The 17,113-nt window shown below is 64.9% G+C and carries 14 protein-coding genes; 2 read left to right on the plus strand and 12 right to left on the minus strand.

Going from position 1 to position 17,113, the window contains the following annotated elements:
• Nucleotides 1–17: 17 nt before the first annotated feature.
• From Sj15T_RS15715 to Sj15T_RS15735, 5 genes are all read right to left on the minus strand, one after another.
• Entirely contained in the window at nt 18–1,196 is a 1,179-nt protein-coding gene (locus Sj15T_RS15715) for an acyl-CoA dehydrogenase family protein (RefSeq protein WP_013039012.1), read from the minus strand.
• A gap of 4 nt (nt 1,197–1,200) precedes the next feature.
• Nucleotides 1,201–2,349: a thiolase family protein gene (locus tag Sj15T_RS15720; RefSeq protein ID WP_007682890.1), complete on the minus strand. Its 1,149-nt coding sequence runs from the start codon at nt 2,347–2,349 to the stop codon at nt 1,201–1,203.
• Entirely contained in the window at nt 2,346–2,768 is a 423-nt protein-coding gene (locus Sj15T_RS15725; RefSeq protein ID WP_013039013.1) for an OB-fold domain-containing protein, read from the minus strand. Before Sj15T_RS15725 ends, Sj15T_RS15720 begins: the two co-directional genes overlap by 4 nt.
• Nucleotides 2,769–2,834: 66 nt before the next feature.
• A complete protein-coding gene (locus tag Sj15T_RS15730; RefSeq protein ID WP_013039014.1) occupies nt 2,835–3,632 on the minus strand; it encodes a LuxR C-terminal-related transcriptional regulator in 798 nt (265 codons plus the stop codon).
• A 2-nt stretch (nt 3,633–3,634) separates the two neighbouring features.
• Entirely contained in the window at nt 3,635–4,252 is a 618-nt protein-coding gene (locus Sj15T_RS15735; RefSeq protein ID WP_013039015.1) for a TetR/AcrR family transcriptional regulator, read from the minus strand.
• A gap of 118 nt (nt 4,253–4,370) precedes the next feature.
• Here Sj15T_RS15735 and Sj15T_RS15740 point away from each other — a divergent pair, with 118 nt between their 5' ends.
• Entirely contained in the window at nt 4,371–5,123 is a 753-nt protein-coding gene (locus Sj15T_RS15740; RefSeq protein WP_013039016.1) for a glucose 1-dehydrogenase, read from the plus strand.
• A 109-nt stretch (nt 5,124–5,232) separates the two neighbouring features.
• On the opposite strand, the gene rmuC is transcribed toward Sj15T_RS15740, so the two are convergent.
• Together rmuC and Sj15T_RS15750 are read right to left on the minus strand one after the other, a co-directional pair.
• Complete coding sequence (gene rmuC / locus Sj15T_RS15745; protein ID WP_007686697.1) at nt 5,233–6,666, minus strand: DNA recombination protein RmuC; 1,434 nt, start codon at nt 6,664–6,666, stop codon at nt 5,233–5,235.
• 84 nt (nt 6,667–6,750) lie between these two features.
• Nucleotides 6,751–7,938: an aminotransferase gene (locus Sj15T_RS15750; RefSeq protein ID WP_013039017.1), complete on the minus strand. Its 1,188-nt coding sequence runs from the start codon at nt 7,936–7,938 to the stop codon at nt 6,751–6,753.
• A 104-nt stretch (nt 7,939–8,042) separates the two neighbouring features.
• Here Sj15T_RS15750 and Sj15T_RS15755 point away from each other — a divergent pair, with 104 nt between their 5' ends.
• Complete coding sequence (locus tag Sj15T_RS15755; protein ID WP_013039018.1) at nt 8,043–8,231, plus strand: DUF6356 family protein; 189 nt, start codon at nt 8,043–8,045, stop codon at nt 8,229–8,231.
• Between the two features lie 383 nt (nt 8,232–8,614).
• Here the strand turns inward: Sj15T_RS15755 and Sj15T_RS15760 are convergent, their stop codons facing one another.
• From Sj15T_RS15760 to Sj15T_RS15780, 5 genes are read right to left on the minus strand one after another with little or no spacing between them, the layout of a single operon-like run.
• Nucleotides 8,615–9,526, minus strand: a complete 912-nt coding sequence (locus Sj15T_RS15760) for a restriction endonuclease (protein ID WP_021223368.1) — start codon at nt 9,524–9,526, stop codon at nt 8,615–8,617.
• Between the two features lie 3 nt (nt 9,527–9,529).
• Nucleotides 9,530–11,347, minus strand: a complete 1,818-nt coding sequence (locus Sj15T_RS15765; protein ID WP_013039020.1) for an ATP-dependent helicase — start codon at nt 11,345–11,347, stop codon at nt 9,530–9,532.
• Complete coding sequence (locus Sj15T_RS15770) at nt 11,334–13,124, minus strand: AAA family ATPase (RefSeq protein ID WP_013039021.1); 1,791 nt, start codon at nt 13,122–13,124, stop codon at nt 11,334–11,336. The genes Sj15T_RS15765 and Sj15T_RS15770 overlap by 14 nt, the downstream gene beginning before the upstream one ends.
• 29 nt (nt 13,125–13,153) lie before the next feature.
• Entirely contained in the window at nt 13,154–15,706 is a 2,553-nt protein-coding gene (locus Sj15T_RS15775; protein ID WP_013039022.1) for a S8 family peptidase, read from the minus strand.
• Nucleotides 15,707–15,758: 52 nt separating this feature from the next.
• Entirely contained in the window at nt 15,759–16,769 is a 1,011-nt protein-coding gene (locus Sj15T_RS15780) for an ATP-binding protein (RefSeq protein ID WP_013039023.1), read from the minus strand.
• Nucleotides 16,770–17,113: the final 344 nt, after the last annotated feature.

The following is a 17,113-nucleotide window of genomic DNA, read 5'->3' on the forward strand; positions in this document are numbered from 1 at the left end:
ATGCATCCTTCTTGTGTCTAGAGGCCGAGCGCGGCCTTCGCGATGAGTGTGAGCTGGATTTCGCTGGTGCCGCCGAAGATCGACCAGGCGCGGGCGTTGAGGTAGCGGGCGGCCGCGACCTGCGCCTCAGGCGAACCGATGGGTGTGGGCATGGCGTCGCCGTAAAAGGGACGCTCGACCGGCAGTTGAAGGCCGGCGAGGCCGAAGGCGTCGACCGCCAGCGCCTCCACGCCCTGCCGGATCTCGGACGCCAGCAGCTTGGTGGTCAGGCTGCGCGGGTCGGGCGCGGCGCCATGCTCGATCTCGATCAGCGTCCGCAGTTCGGTCATCTCCAGCGCTTCCGCCTCCAGTTGAAGCCGGACGGCGCGATCCGCCAGTTCGCCGGTCAGCGGCCCTGTCGATGTCCGCAACCGGGCAAGATCGGCCAGGATCGCCGGCGCGAAGCTGGACCCGCCCCGCTCATTCTCCAGCAGGAACTTGGCGATCGACCAGCCTTGCCCCTCTTCGCCGACACGGTCCGAAACCGGCACCCGCACCTCGTCGAGGAAGACCTCGTTCAACTCGTGATCGCCCGACGCGCTGAGGATCGGCTTCACCGTCACGCCGGGCAGCGCCATGTCGATCAGCAGGAAACTGATGCCCTGTTGCGGCTTCACATGCGGATCGGTGCGGACCAGGGCGAACAGCCGGTTCGCATGGTGCGCCTGCGTCGTCCAGATCTTGTGGCCCGACACGACATAATGATCGCCGTCGCGCACGGCGCGGGTCCGCAGGCTTGCAAGGTCGGAGCCGGAGCCGGGCTCCGAAAAACCCTGCGCCCAAATATGCTCGGCCGTGCGCAGGCGCGGGAGATAATGGTCCTTCTGCGCCGGGGTGCCATAGGTGTAGAGCACCGGCCCCACCAGCTTCAGGCCCATGCCGGGCAGGATCGGAGCGCCCGCCTCCGCGCATTCCTTCTCGAAGATCCAGCGCTGGACCGGCGTCCATCCCGGCCCGCCTGCATGGTCCGGCCAGTGATAGACCAGCCATCCCTTCGCTTCCAATATCGCCTGCCATTCGCGTGCGATATCGGGCTCTGCGAAGACGCCGGACGTCAGCGCGGCCCCGCGCCGCAGTTCAGGCGAGAGCGATGCGGCGAGGAAAGCGCGCACCTCCTCGCGGAAGGCGCGCTGCTCTGGTGTAAGCGCCAGGTCCATGGCCTCAGCGCTCCACGATGGCGACAGCGGACACGCCCGGCGCGCCATAGACATGGCTGTAGCCCAGGCGCAGCTTGCCCGGAGCCTGTCGCGCGCCCGCCTGCCCGATCAATTGCACATAATTTTCATACACCTGGCGAAGCCCCGACGCGCCGATCGGCTCACCGCAGGCGAGGCACCCGCCATCGGTGTTGACCGGCAGGCTGCCGTCGATCCGCGTGCGGCCCTCGGCGATCCATGCGGCCTGCTCGCCATCGGCGCAGAACCCGTTTTCGGCCATGTGCATGATCTCGGCCCCCGCCTCCGTGTCCTGAAGTTGCGCGATGTCGATGTCTTCGGGGCCGACGCCTGCCATGTCATAGGCTGCCTGAGACGCGACGCTGGTGGGCGAGCCGCCGCGCTCCAGATCAAGCGCTGGCGAAAAGACCTCGAACGATCCCGGCGGCCGGGTGCGAACCGCGGCCGCACGCAACCGCACCGCGGGCAGGCCGAGTTCGCGGGCTTTTCTGCCGCTCGCCAGCAACAGCGCTACCGCGCCCTCCCCCGGCGAGCAGAACATGAATTTGGTGAGCGGGTCGCTGACCATCTGCGAATGGAGGATGGTGTCGATGTCCACCGCTTCGCGCCGCCAGGCATGATCGGCGAGGACGCCGTTGGCGAACGCCTTTTCGGCGACCGCGCCCAGCATGCGCGGGGTGATGCCATGGAGGCTCATATAACGCTGGATCTTCATGGCGAAGAACTGGGTGGTCAGCATCAGCCCCGTCTCGCCATACCAGTCCGGCAACCCCCAGTCCGCCGGCAGGGGCGAGAAGGAGCCTCGCGGGTGCTTGTCGAAACCTACAGCGAGGCCAAGATCGAACTCGCCGGACTTGATCGTGCTGTAGGCGCCGAACATCGCCGACCCTCCGGTCGCGCACCCGTTGGCGACGTTGATGAAGGGGATGCCGGTCAGCCCCAGTTCCGACACCATCGTGTCCGCATTCCCGGCGGCATCCGATCCGCCGAACGCGAACTGGATATCGCGCCATGCCAGCCCTGCGCGTTCGAGCGCCTGGCGGACGGCGAAGACGCCCTGCTGCAGGCCCGAAAGGCCGGGCGTGCGGCCGAAGGGATGGATGCCCGCGCCGACGATGAAGACGTCCTCGCTCATATCCCGGCGCTCCCGTCCGGTGCGAAGCCGAAGCTGGTGCGCACTGTGCCGTCCGCCAGCGGGAAGGGCAGCGGCACGACGCGCATCGCCATGCCGATTGCCAGATCATCGAACGCTACGTCGACCAGGCGGCCTTCGACGATCAGCGCCCCATCCAGTTCGACATAGCCCACAGCGTAAGGCTCGAACGCTTCCGGGCCGGCATAGGGCGGCGACTTGGGGCGGAAGCGCTGGACAGTCCACGACCAGAGCCGGCCCGTGCGCGGCAGCAGGACGCGGTCATAGCGCGTGTCGTCTTCCGGCCGCGCCGGAAAGCACAGGCGATGGGTTGCCCGCTCTCTGGAGGCAAGCAGCGCAATGCCGTCCGCATCGGGGCAGATGAGGTCGTCGGCTATCGGAACGGGCAGGGTGTCGGGCATCGCTTATCTCCTTCCGAAGACATAACGCCCGACCGTTCGGTCGGCTTCTGACCAATGCGACAGGGGCTAGTTTATCATGCCCAGGAAGCCGAGCTGCGCCGCCTTGAACATCGTCTGGTCGCGGTTCACGGCATCCAGCTTCACGGACGCCGATCGGATATGGAATCGCACCGTGGTGCGTTGCAGGCCCAGGATGATGCCTATTTCCTCGTTCGTCTTCCCGGCAGCCGCCCAGCGCAGGCATTCCACCTCGCGCTTGGTCAGGGATATGCTCCCCAGACCGGGCCGCGCCCGCGCCGTCACCTTGACATAGCTTTGCACGAAGGCCCGCGCCAGCACGGCCAGAGCGTCCGCGGCGCAGGCATAGGCGTCCGACAGGTCATTGGCCTCCGGCTCGGGCGAGAGGAAGCTCGCCGCGCCGATCTGCCCGAAGGGCAGGTGGATCGGAACCACGATCGCGGCCGCCGTCATGGCCCGGATGCGGAAATCGTGCAGGTCGATCACGTCGAGCAGCGGGTTGGGCAGGCGGGTGAAAAAGCCATGGGCGTTGCACCAGAACGGTTCGGCCTCCACCCGGCAAGCGTGAACGATGGGCGAGGAAAGGGCAAGCTGAGGCACCTCCCACCAGCGCGGCTCCTCGCCCCGAAAACCGAATATCTCGCTGGCGAGCACAGCGCCATTTCCGTCACGCATCGGTTCGCGGGAGGCCACATTATGCGTGACCGCCGTGCGCAGCCCGCAAAGGTCCATCACCGCATCGCGCAGCCGCTCCGCCGCCGGCCCTATGCCCCCCGGTTCCGAAAAGCGGACCGCATCGATCAAGGCAGCGGACGGCATCGCGCAGGAACGGCCGGCAGCGGACATGATCAGCGGTCCTTCAGGCTCAGCCCCTCGAAAAAGGGCTTGCAGATCGCGTCGGCGACGTCCTCCGGCGATCTGCGCTTGGCCAGGGGAGGATACCATTTATAGGCCCAGTTGCACATGCCGAGGAAGCCCAAGGTGGTGAGCCCCGGGTCGCACTGGCGGAAATGGCCGTTCGCGATCCCCTGCTCGATGATGCCGCGCACCCGCTGCAGATAGGCGTTGCGCTGCGCCCGGATATGGTCGCGCATCTTGCCTTCCAGATCCTCATAATGGTCCATGAACGCCCGGACATAACCCGGATGCTCCGCAATCTGCCGCAGGATGTCGATGCAAGCGGCGCGCAGGCGGCCCAGCGGATCGTCCGATCCTCCTTCCTCGTCGAGCCCGGCCAGCAGCGCGCTCATATGCGCGTCGTGCATCGCGAAGAGGATGGCGTTCTTGCTGGGGAAATAATGGTAGAGCGTCGGCTTGCCGAGGCCCACCTCATCCGCCAGCATCTGCATCGACGCCTTGTGATATCCCACCCGGTCGAACAGCGTTGCGCAATGCCTCAATATCTCGTTGCGCTTCTCGTCATGCGCTTCGGTCGTCTGCCGTTTCTTTGCTGCTTCTCGCGCCATTGCCGGCTCTGTTCCCTGTTCTGCGTTCCTACCTCTCACAAAGGTAAGTCGACCGTCTGGTCGGTTCCTCCTAGGGATAGGGCTGGATGACGAGAATGCAAGCGCGAGGGAGCGGACAATGCAAGTTGAGGGCAAGACAGCGCTGGTCACGGGGGCGAGTTCGGGTTTGGGCCGGCATTTCGCTCGCCTGCTGGCGCGGGAAGGGGCGACGGTCGTGGCGGCGGCGCGCCGAGTCGACGCGCTTTCGGCGCTCTCCGATGAGATCGGGCGGCAGGGCGGCACATGCATTCCCGTCGCCATGGATGTGACCGATCCGGACGCGGTGGCGGCAGCCTTCGGGCAAATCGAGCGCGACCTTGCAGCGCCGCTCTCCATCCTCGTCAACAATGCAGGCGTAGCCCACACGCGCGCGGCGCTCGATCTCAGCGCGTCCGAGTGGTCGCAGGTGCTCCAGCCCAATCTGACCGGCGCCTTCCTCGTGGCCCAGCAGGCGGCGCGCATGATGCGGGGCCAAGGGGGAACGATCGTCAACGTCGCCTCGATCCTGGGGGAACGCGTGTCCAAGGGGTTGGCCGCCTATGCCGCCAGCAAGGCCGGCCTCATCCAATTGACGAAGGCGCTCGCGCTGGAATGGGCGGCGTTCGACATAAGGGTCAACGCGCTGGCGCCCGGCTATATCGAGACGGACCTTAACCGTGACTTCTTCGCGTCCGACGCAGGTCAGCGGCTCATCTCGCGCATCCCGCAGAAGCGACTCGGCCAGATGCAGGATCTGGACGGGCCGCTCCTGCTGCTATGTTCCGATCAGTCGCGCTACATGACGGGCGCGGTCATCGCGGTGGATGGCGGGCACCTCGTCAGCGGTCTTTGAGGGCGGACGACCCCGTGCTCCTGCGAAGGCAGGAGCCAGCCCCCATGCCCGATCCCGACATCCCGCTCCACCCCGAAACAGTTAGTCGGCTAACATCATGCGCGGGTAGCTATTCCGCCGCATCCGGCAGCGCATCCGGCAAAGCCCGCACCGCCTCAGCCGAAGACGGTTCGCGGACCAGCGCCTCCACCGGCTCCAACTCCTCCAGTTCCTTGCCGCCCGTCTCGATGTTGAGGTCGCGCAGCTTGCGGCCCGTCACCAAAACGCGGCCCTCGAAGCTGCCGACGAAACTGTTGTAATCCGCCACGGCCCCGTTCAGCCGATTGCCCAGCTTCTTGAGCGACCCCGCCGCCCCCGCCAGTCGTTCGTACAGTTCCTTGCCCAGCATGCCGATTCGCTTGGCCTCGTCCGCCATCTTCTCCTGCCGCCACACCGCCGCGACGGTCCTGGCGATGGCGATCAGATTTGTCGGCGTCGCCAGCAGCACCCGCTTTGCGAAGGCATGGTCCCAAAGCTGCGGATCATGCTCCAGCGCGGCGGACAGGAAATGTTCGCCGGGCACGAACATGATCACATAATCGGGCGCATCGTCGAACTGTTCGGCATAGCTTTTCCGCCCCAGCGTCTCGACATGCGCCCGCATGGCGGCGGCGTGGGCGGACAGCAGCCGCTTCCGCTCCTCGTCCCCCTCCGCGCCATAGGCGTCCTGATAGGCATTCAACGACACCTTGGCGTCAATCACCAGCGCCCGCCCGCCCGGCACGCGCAGGATCGCGTCGGGGCGCAGCCGGCCGTCCTCGCCCTCCACGCTCACCTCGGTCTGGAAATCCACATGTTCGGAAAGGCCGCATGTCTCCAGCACGTTTCGCAACTGCTGCTCGCCCCAGCGGCCGCGCGCCTTGGGCGCATGGCGCAGCGAATCGACCAGCCGCTGCGCCTCGGCGCGCACGGCTTCCTGCCCGGTCTTCATCGATTCGATCTCGCCGCGCAGGATGCCGTAGGCCTCCGTCCGCTGCTGCTCTATCTGGGTGATCTTCTGGTCGTAACGCTGGATCGTCTCGTTGACGGGATGCAGCAATTGCCTGAGCTGCGCCTCGCTTTTCTCATGCGCCTGCATCATGCGCTGGTCGGCGCGTTCCAGGAAATGGCTCTGCGCCTGGTGCAGCAGCTTGCCGCCGATCTCGCTGAACTGGGCCGAAAGCTGCTCCTTGGCGTCCTTGAGCGCGGCGATCTGCGCTTCGAAGGCTTCCGCCCGCGCCTGCGCGTCGGACCGCAAAGCCGCCAGTTCCCGCGCCGCCGCTTCCCGCCCGGCGCGCTCCGCCTCCAGCTTCCGCGCCAGGTCCGCCGCCTGCGCCGCGCGCTCCTGCGCCACCACCAGTTCCTGGATCGCCGCGTTGCGCTGCGTCGCCGCCATGTCGAGCTTGCCCGCCAGATCGGCCTTTTCCGCCAGCAGCGGCGCCATGGACCGGCCCTTCGCCAGCCAGCCGATCCCCAACCCCGCGACCAGGGCGACAATGACGAGAATGGCGGCCAGGCTGTCCATATATGCCCCTTTACAGAACGAAAGGTGAACCTAGCCGCATGACGTCACCGCCGCAAGCCGCATCAGTCGGTCGCTAGCCGCGCTTCAGATCAGGGAAGCGCGGAAAGCCGCCAGCCGCGCCGCCGCCTCGTCCAATATCCCGTCCGCCTTGGAAAAGCAGAGGCGGACCAGGTGCGTCACGGGTTCAGCGGGATAGAAGGCGGAAATCGGGATCGCCGCCACGCCCGCTTCCTCGATGATCCGCTCGCAAAAGGCGACATCGTCCATGTCGATGCCGGAAGCGGGCAGGTCGACGGTCACGAACCATGTCGCCGCGCAGGCATTGACGACATAGCCCGCTCCCCGCAGCCCCGCGACGAGACGGTCGCGGGAAGCCTGATAGGCGCCCCGCATGGCGTCGAACCAGCTTTCCGGCCTGGCCAGCCCCTCGGCCACAGCCCATTGCAGGTGGGGCGGGGTGGTGAAGGTGATGAACTGGTGAGCGCGGGCAAGCAGCGTCGCAAGGGCCGGGGCTGCGCACATCCAGCCGACCTTCCAGCCGGTGAGGGAAAATATCTTGCCCGCCGAACCGATCTTCACCGTCCGATCCCGCATGCCGGGAAAGCCGATCAGCGGCCTGTGCGCGACGCCGTCATAGATGACATGCTCCCACACCTCGTCGCAAATGGCGATCAGGTCGTTTTCCACGCACAATTCCGCCAACAGCGCCAGTTCCTGTTCGCGCAGGGCGATGCCGGTCGGGTTCACCGGATTGTTCATCAGCAGCAGGCGCGTGTTTGGCGTGACCGCCGCCGCCAGCGCCTCTCGCCCGATCCGCCAGTCGGGCGGGGTGAGCCGCAGCACCCGCGCCACGCCGCCCGCCCGCTCGATCAGCGGCAGATAGGCGTCATAGAGCGGCGCCAGCACCAGCACTTCATCGCCGGGCCGGACCAGCGCCAGCAGGCTGGCCGCGATCGCCTCCGTCGCGCCGGATGTGACGATCACCTCCTGCGGCGACAGGTCGATCCCCTGATGCCGCGCATAATGCGCCGCCACCGCCCCGCGCAGTTCGGCAAGGCCGGCCATGGGCGGATATTGATTGGACCGGGTCATCAGCGCGTCGGCGGCGGCGCGCAATATCTCCTCCGGCCCCTGCGCGTCGGGAAAGCCCTGCCCCAGGTTGATCGCGCCCGTCTCCCGCGCCCGGCCGGACATTTTTTCGAAGATGGTGGTCGGCATGTCCCGATAGACGGGATGGCCCAGGGGGTCGCGTTCGCTCATGCCGGCCGACATGCCGGTTTTCGGGGCGAGGGGTCAAGTTCCGCGCAATCGGCCCTCTGCCGCCGCCCGCTTATGCCTTAGGGTGCGGCTTTGCCACGATCACGATTTGAGCAGACATGATCGACCGCCTGTTCCTGAAACATCCCAGAGACGTCCATGAAAGCTATGGCGAGCATTTCGAGGTGGCGACGCGCTTCGGCTTCCTGATGGTGCGCGCGGGGCTGGCCTGCATGGTCCACGGGTTGGTCCCGGCTTTCTTCACCCGCACCGGCAGCGCGACGGTGAAGCGGCTGTACGCCGAGTAAATCGGATGACCGTCCCCCGGACGGTCATTTAATCCTGCCCGCGGCCGTTTACCCGGCCGAGTAAAGCCGGCGAATGTCCCCGGACATTCGCTATTTCGGCTTTACTCCCACTCGATTATTTCCTACCCGCATAACGCCCTGAAATTGCAGCACAAAATATTTTTCATGACTCGCCATACCGTCAGCCAACCCGTCAAAAACTCGCGCTGCTGAAATCACTGGCTTTTTCGGCCGTCCTTGCGAAACCCACCTTCCACCATCTATCGCCGGACACGGTTTAGAAGCCTCACCGAACGACCCTCAGACCAGCTCCACCGTCTGTACGCTACGCTACGAAGTGCGAGCGACGGCTCGTCTGTGGTTATACCGTCATGGCGGCTCGATCATCCCCCAAGATTCAGGTCCCGCACAGCGACGAACGCCCGGTTCGTCTCGGCCGCACGCCGCTCCTTGGCTTCCAAAACGGTGATGAGTGAAACCTTGCGCGAGAGCACCTCATAGAGGTCGAGCCCGTCAGCGCATATGAGGTTGGTCTGGCGTCCGCGCGAGAACGCCTCCAGCCCCTCGGCCGTGAAGCCGGAATTGCTGACGAACAGCCCGCGCGACCAAGATGCCTTTCCACCGACCTTGCCCGAAAAGGTCATCAGGTCGGCAAAGCCGATCTGAGGCCCATGCCATTTTGCTTCAACCAGGTAGGTCTGACCGTGCAGCTTGAAGCTCCCGTCGATCTGCTCGCCGACGAGCCGAAAAGAGCCGCGCGGCGCCAGCCCGAACCCGGCGAACAGCTCGTTCAGAAAGCCCTCGAAACGCAGACCACGCGCCTGGGGATCGAGCTTGGTGATCTCGATGAGGAGCGCAGCGAGCTCCTGCTCCTTCTCCGCGCCCAGCGTCGACGACGCCTGCGGCGCTCGCTCTGCGGCCTTTGGCGAGCCGAAGCTGCTTAGGAAGCTCGGATCGAGCAGCTCAGGGATCTTGAATTGCACCCCGGGAAGAAGGCTGTTGAGTCGATCAATCTCTTCACGACTGAGCGGATTTCCCTTCCCCCGCCGGTAGGTCATCGCTTGGCGAACGATCGCCACGATCAATTTCGTAAAGCACGACCTGCGCTGTTCCAGCGTCGCGGTCAGGAGTTGAACCATGGCAGGTCGCTTGCTGCCCGGGACCCATAGATCGCCGACGCCAGCCTGTGCGGCGGCAAGCGGAAATGCGGTCCTGTTGTTTCCGCTCCCGGGAAGGAAATCGTAGAGGAGGTCTGCGAGGTCCTCGATCGCCTGAGCTTCACGAAATGACATCATAGGTTACTCGTCCTCCGCCTCCTCCATGCGCGCTTCGAGCTCGTCGAGGAATGGAGAGCGCCCCCAACGCATCCTCCCGCGGGCCGTATCGACGTAGCCTGAATAAAGCATATGGATCTCGTCGCGAGCGCGCGTGAGACCGACGTAGAAGAGCCGGCGGCTCTCGCGGCGAGCAGCGGGCAATTCATTGCGCCACGGCAGACTGCCAAGGTCGAGACCGACCATAATCACGACGTCATATTCGCACCCCTTCGCGGAGTGAAGCGTCAGGAGATTCAGGTGCAATGGAGAGCCGTCCCGCCCACCGAGACTTGCCAAATCGAGGTCGGCAAGCGCGCCTCCAACAGCCAGAGCTGCCGTCATCCGATTCACCTGCTCGCCCTGGTCGGCGAGGCTGGGCTCGCCAGCCATAAGTGCGTCAAGCATCCCGGCTCGTAGCGCCGCCACAAAATCCCGAGCGATCCCCTCCTCGACGCGAAGCGACCAGAGAAGCTGGGTTAGACGTTGCGCTTCATCGCGCGCCTCGGCTTCGGGGATGCGCGCGCGATGAAATCCCAACCAACGATCTAGCAGCCCGCGCAACTGCGGCCGGGCCTCGCGCCAGCCGCCCGCGCACCATGCGGCGCAATCTTCGATCCAACTCGTGAGCGCGACCTTCCGGTAAGGAGCGGCGGTGTCGACACGAACGAAGTCGAGGCCCGCGGCGGCCACCGCTTCCGCCACCACGTCGCCAGCCCGGTAGTCGCGATAGAGGATGGCGATATCGCCGAGCGCTCGCCCTGGCTTTCCCGCAAGCGCCGCGGGGATGATCTCTTCGATTGCATGGGCGGCCTGCCCTTCGAGACCGTCAGCGCACTGCGTGAACTCGATGACGGCCTGCCGGTCCGGGTCGTTGGACCGATAGCCGCGCGCTTCGCCTAGCGCCATCTCGGAGGCGCTGACGATCCGGGCCGCCGAACGATAGTTGAGCCGGAGCTGCACCCGCTCGACGTCGTCCCGCTCCGCAAGGTCCTGCAGGAGCGCTCCATCGGCGCCGGTGAAGCCGTAGATCGACTGGTCGGGATCGCCCACTGCAAACAGCCGAACGCCGCCGTCAAAGGCCACGCGCTTCACGATGCGATGCAAGGCCACACCGAGGTCCTGATATTCGTCAACGGCGAGGACGGGGAACTTCGCCTGCAGCAGCGGGAGCACCCAATCGTGCTCCGAGACGAGCCGCTGCCCGAAAACGACAAGGTCATCGAAGTCGATAAGACCCGTCCTCCGCAGCTCGGCCTCGTATCCTTCCGCCCACGCGGCGAGCTCTGCCTCGCTGGTCCAAAAAATCGAGGTTCGGTCGAGAACCGATCGCCTGTGCCTTCCAAGGTCCATTGTCTTGTTCGGATGACCGACACCGAACAGCCTGTCGCCCACGCGCTTCATTGCCTGGTCGCTCTGCCGAGTCGTGGCGACGGTAAGCGGGAAAGGCACCGGCAAATCGGCAAGCCGGCCATACGGCATGAGGAGATGCCGCAAGCAGAAACCGTGAACGGTGCCGATGAAGAGATTGGAGGCCTCACGCAGGCCTAATCGCTCGAGCCGGCGGGTCAGCTCGCGAGCGCATTCCTGACTATAGGTAATGCACGCCGCACCACGCGGCGCGCGCACGTCCTCGGCCATGATCCTTGCCAGCTTGAGCACCAGCGTCTTGGTCTTGCCGCTGCCAGGACCGGCCAGCACGACACAGTTGCCGGTCGAGTCATAGGCCGCCTGCTGGCCCGGGTTGCCAGCAAGATCGGCCGCTTGGGCGAGATAGGCAGCACTGACGCTACGCAACGGCATCGCGGATGTGCTCCAGCGCCTGCCGGATGTAGTCCGGACATGTATCCACGTCGACGTGGCGGGCGAGCGCCTGGGCAAAACGACCCTTGCCGACCCGTTCGATGAGCGCAATCAGCGCATCCTCGTCGAGCGTATCGGGGTCATCCACCCACCCTTGCAGCTCCTCGCGGGTGCCGTCGCCGATGCTCAATTCTTCTTCGATCACCTCCTGCATGCCCTCGGCAAGGCCGCCGGTAAACAGCTCCGGTTCCAGCGTGTTGCTGTTGACGAAGTAACCGAACGGCTCGGCGCGGGCGATTACAGCGTCCGCGTCGAGACGCCTGTAGCTGACGCCTTCTTCCCGCAATTGCAGCACACTGATCAGGCGACGCCGAACCCGCGGATGGCTGGCGCCATTGGGGTCGCGGTCCGTCAGGATCACGTGCGGAATGTTCAGGCCGTGCGGGCCTAGCAGCTTCACGTAGGGCGTGAAATTCGTGCCGCTGACCGAACAGACCGTGATGCCGAGCATGTCGAGCGGGATATCTAGCGCGTCGGCAAAGGCCGGCACCAGGAACCGCTCCGCGTCGCCCTCGACCAGGATGACACCGCGGGCGAAGAAGATCTCGCCGCGGCTCACATCAATGTAGCGCTGAAGGTCCGCCTCATCGCGCTCGGTAAACGGCGCAGTGGCCGTCGAGACGGCGATCGTCGCATTCGTCTCCGCGTCATGGCGGAGCAAGACGATCGAGCGGATCGGCGTGACGCTGGCGATGTGAGGTGAATGCGTCGTGAGGATCGTCGTCAGCGGCGGCGTATCCTCCTCTCCGTCTGCGCCCGTGCCGAGGAAGTAGCGATAGACAAGGCGCTGAACGTGCGGATGCAGGTGCGCCTCCGGCTCTTCGACGACGAAGAAGGTGTGGTCGCGTTCACCGTCCGTTACGAGCCGATCGAGCTCGAGACTCTTCAGCGCCATGAAAATCAGATTGGCCGTGCCAAGACTGGCGTCGGCAATGCCGCGGGCTCCATTGTCGATCAGCAGGCGCAGGCTGCGCAGCAAGGCGTCGACCCGTGTCGGCGAAAGACCGAGCGTCAGCGGGACCGCATGCTGCTCGCCCGCGATGGCGATCAGCCGCTCGCTGATCCGCTCTGCCGTGGCGACCACTTCGGCATGGCCCTCCAACTCCGCCTGCGCCTCGTTCACCTGCTCCTGAATTTCCGCGCGAGCATCCGCGTCCAGGGAGGTTGCAAGCTCCTCAATCAATGGCCTTAGCGGCGAGTTGCGCCAGCTCGCCAGATCCTTCTCGGCATCGCGCAGCGCAACCTGCACGTCGAGCGGCAGCATTCGCCGTAGCGACGGCCCGATGGACATCTCGGGGTCGTCACCGCCAAAGATGATGTACTCATAGTCGGCTAGGCTCTCCGGATCCCGATCGAGATTGGCCTTCGGCTGAAAGCGGTAGGTAAGCCGCGCGACCATCGGCGGCCCTGGATCGACCACGCAGTCATTCAGATGCGCCATCAATCGCGGATCGTCGGTGAAGTCGGTCAGCTCGACGGCGATCTCAACCGTTTCCCCGAGCTTGTCCTCGCCTAACCCATCCCAGAAGTGCTCCAGGCCGAGCTGGCGATCACGCTCGGACAGGCCCGGGTCGAGAATCAGTTGCAGCGCGCGGATGAAATTGCTTTTGCCGACTTTGTTCTCACCGACGATGACGATGTTCTCGCCCGTCTCGAGGTTGATCTCCGAGAAGTTCGCGAAGTTGCTTATCTTTACGCGCGAAATCCGCACGGTCATTCCCCCCGTTTTTATTCTGAATTGACGCGCTAGCCGAGTAGCACCTCGATCTCCTTGTTCTCAACAAGCGTATTGATCTCACTGTAGAGATCGACATCCTGACCGGGCGCAGAGATTGAAATGACTAGAGCGTACCGCGCTTTGTCAGCCACACGCTTTTGGCCGACGTGCGACTTCCACCATCCGCCGACCGGATAGACCGCGATGGCGTCGTGACCCGCCAGTTCGATCGCCCTGCCGCGCCACAGGTCGCAATGCAGCGACCCCGCCTGGATGGCTTTCGGCCCCAAGAGCCAGCAACTGGCCTCGCCATCGGCTTCGGTGCCGTCCTTGGCCTGGCTCGCGGAAATACGGCTGCGAAACCGGGCCGCCGTCTCCGTGCGCTTCTTCATGTCAAACCGCAGCCCGAAGGAGCGATATGTGTCGGGTCGGGTAGCCGCCTTGCCGGCCAGGTTAGGCTCGATGAAGTACGACAGGGTCACCTTCATCGTGACAATCTCGTTTTCGAGTTTCTCCAACGCTGCTTTCGGCCAAGGCAGATCGTAGAAATGCATCTCATTGAACACGCCGGTCCGGCCGTCCGCACCGATCGCGAAGGGCTGGATCTCCGCCTGCGCGACCAGCGTGGCATCGTTGCGCGCCGAGAGGATGGCTCGATCAATGTCCGGCACGCCATATCCGAACTCGCGGAGCATCTCCTGCTTCTTGCCCTTGGTGGCCGCTTTCCCGGTCTTCCAGTGGGCTCCGGTGCCGATAAACCTTTTCCGGATCGGTTCGGGCCAACGGGCCGAATCCACGGTTAGCGCGCGATGCGTTTCTGCCCATAGGTCCGGCCGAGCCGCTTGCAGGCGGCCGATGAAGTTTCCGGCCATTCCAGCGGCCGCGCTCGTTGCCCAGAACGGCACGAGCGGTTCGGTCGCGACATCGGAGCCGGCCGAGAGAAGAGAAACGGCCGGGTCCCAGCCGCAAAAGCCGGTCGCGTCCGACATCATGTTGCCGGCCTCAAACAACACCTCCGGCTTGATCGGCGTCAGGTCGTCAGGCAGCGACTGCGAGCCACGACTAAACGGACTGCGGTGATTGGCCGGGACGGCGGCCTGCAACACGGGCGGCGGCGCTGGCGGCTGCTCCTTCCGCGTGAAGCCGCCGATGGTAAGGGCGTTCCAGCTCTGTGATGGGTCTTCCAGAGGCTGCGAGGGCAGGACGTCTACCGCCATGCCGCCGGAGACGTTTCCAGTCGCAACGACGATCAGCCTCTTGGATCGCTCCGCGGCCGGCACGGCGTCGTCAGCCTCACCGGGCATGGCACCGGCCGAGATCTGGTCGATCGCTCCGCTCCAAGTCGAAGGCCGGCTGGGTGGGAAATCGGTGGCAGACGTTGCAATGCAGAAGCTCCGCACCGCTTCCGGGCGCTCGATCTCCACTAAGCTGACAGCGCCTTGCGTCACCACTCCATAGCTGGGCGGTTTGGTCGGTGGAAATCCACCAGGCGGCAGCAGCTTCATGGATTCGGCGCCATGCGTCAGATCGACGGGGCGCGCGTCGTTCATCAATGGTTCGAGGTCGCCGTAAAGGACGAGTCCCGCAAGTGGTGTGCCGTGACCGCCGTACGGCTCGTGATCGTCCGCGCCCCAATCAGCATCGTAAGCCCAAGCCCCACGCAAGCCGGGCGCAATCAACGGATGGGCCGCCGTGACACCCGTGTCGAGCGTGCAGACCACTGGAGCGTCCGGAGACGGCGGGCTGACGCGCTGCGCCAGCTCGTCCACCCAATCATGCTGTCCAAAGCCGGTGTCGCCACGATCGAGAAATGGCTCGATCGTTCCTGTTGCCCGGCGTATCTCGGTGATGGCGCCTGGCACGCGCGCCGCGAACGCGGCCACTGCCGCGGCGGCTGCGTGAAGGAAGACGACCGTCGTATCCGGGAAGATCAGGCGATCGTCATGCACATCGATGTTCGCGTTGCGAGCCGCAGCGGCCAGGCGGTCCGCCAGCGCGACCGGCTGGCGAACCCACAACTCCCACCAGAGGATGTCCGGCGCAGCCAGATCCACCACGCCGGTGAACAGTGATCCGACTTCCACCGCCCTGACTTCTTCGATGACCTCGAACCGCTCGACATCGGGACGTCGCTGATTACCGGGATCGCGACCATAGTCAGTGATGCGATTCCGCAGGAAGGCGCGTGCGTCGTCGGGCACGAACAGCAAGGCGCTTTCGGTGCGGTCCTCGTTACGCTCCGATCGCAGGATCACAACGTCCTGCGTTGGAAACTCCAGGGTCGCCGGCACCTTGACGGCCTTGGTCCGCGAGCCTTCCGCCGGCGGCAACGTCGTGACCTCCACGACAGTGCCGGATTTCAGCCCCTGCACGGGCAGGCGCGGATCGGCAGCCGCAACTGGAACGGTCCCCAGCGCCGCAGCGAGCTGGTCGAGGAGCTGCGTGGCGTGCGCCGCATAGTCTCCCCGAAGGGGTTTGCGTTCCTGATTGCGCGAGGGAAAAGTGTAGGCTGCTGTTTCACGAAAGACGTCGATCGCGATATGCGGACGGTCTCTCGCGTCGAAATTATCGGGCTCCGCCATAGGCTCCTACTTCTTCATTCGCGTTCCATTCAATCCGTTCGGCGGAGCCTGCCTAACGGCCGGGTTGGCGACGGAACTTGCCCTTCAACGTCTGTCGATTTTCGAGCGCGTCGCGCAAGGCGTCGGGCGACACCTTCGATGCGCCTTCCAGAATGGCGTCCTTCACGACGGTATCGGCCGCGCGGACCAGCTCGCCCTGGCTGAGCCCTTCAAGCGCGCTTTCAATGCCGGGCCATACCTTCGAAGCGAACTTGAACTTGCCGAGACGGCGTTCAAGAATGCCCCGCGCAGACGCCGCATCCGGCAGCGTATATTCGACCACTTCGTCGAAACGGCGCGCGAGGGCTTCGTCCAGAATCTCGACATGATTGGTCGCCGCCAGCACGAGACTGTCGGTCGAATTCGGTTCCTCCATGAAGGCCAGCACGGAATTGAGAACCCGACGGATTTCGCCGACATCGTTCGGGTCGCCCCGGCGCGCGCCGATCGCATCGAATTCATCGAGCAGATAGACGCCGCGCGTCTGCGCGATCTGATCGAAGAGCAGGCGCAGCTTGCCCGCGGTCTCGCCGAAGAACCGGCTGAACAGCGCTTCAAGCCGTACCGTGAACAGCGGAAGCCGCAACTCGCCGGCCAAGGCCGAAGCCGTCATCGTCTTGCCCGTTCCGGGCGGCCCAACCAGAAGCATGTGCGTGGCCGGTATCTGACCGTGCTCGCGCAGGGTCACGCGCTCCTGCTGCTGGCGTACAACGCGGCCGAGCCGCTTGGCGATCTCGTCGGAGAGCACCATGCTTGAGAGTGCAACCTTGGGATAGGCGCTCTCGACGAGACCCTGCAATTCGCCGCGCGGTCGAGCGAGCGGGATCGGGGTCTGGCCACCGGCCGGCTTGCCAGTCCGGCGCTGATCACGCGCCTTCTGGACAAGCCGTTTCAGCTTCTCAGCATCGTCCGAACGACCCTGGCGAGCTTCCTGAGCGGCGATCTGCAAGGCGATCGACAGGAGCTGGTCTTCGTCCCCGTCGATATGCGAGTTCAGGAGCGCGAGAATTTGTTTAGTCGACATACTCGCCTCCTTTCTTTGGTCTGGCCTCGCTATACTGTTGCTTGCTCAGATGCTTGTGGCTGTCGCTCGCTCCGCGCACGCTATCGGAATCCGTCCAAAAGCGCCACCTTTTCCTCTCTACCACAGAGCTTCCTAACCATTCTTTCGCCCCATGGGGCGTAAAGCCCACCCTGATCAGCGGCTGCCCAACCGGCCGGACCATCGACGGGCATTTCCAGCGCGGGGGAGATTCGGTGCTCGACATGGCGACGGGCCTTGACTCTCTCGACCAAAGATTAGAACAAATGGAGAACATGATGCTGAACCCATTCCCGGAGGTCAACAGGAAGCTTGCGGTCCGAGCC

The organism is Sphingobium sp. TA15 (assembly GCF_037101235.1).
Classification (GTDB): Bacteria; Pseudomonadota; Alphaproteobacteria; order Sphingomonadales; family Sphingomonadaceae; genus Sphingobium; species Sphingobium indicum.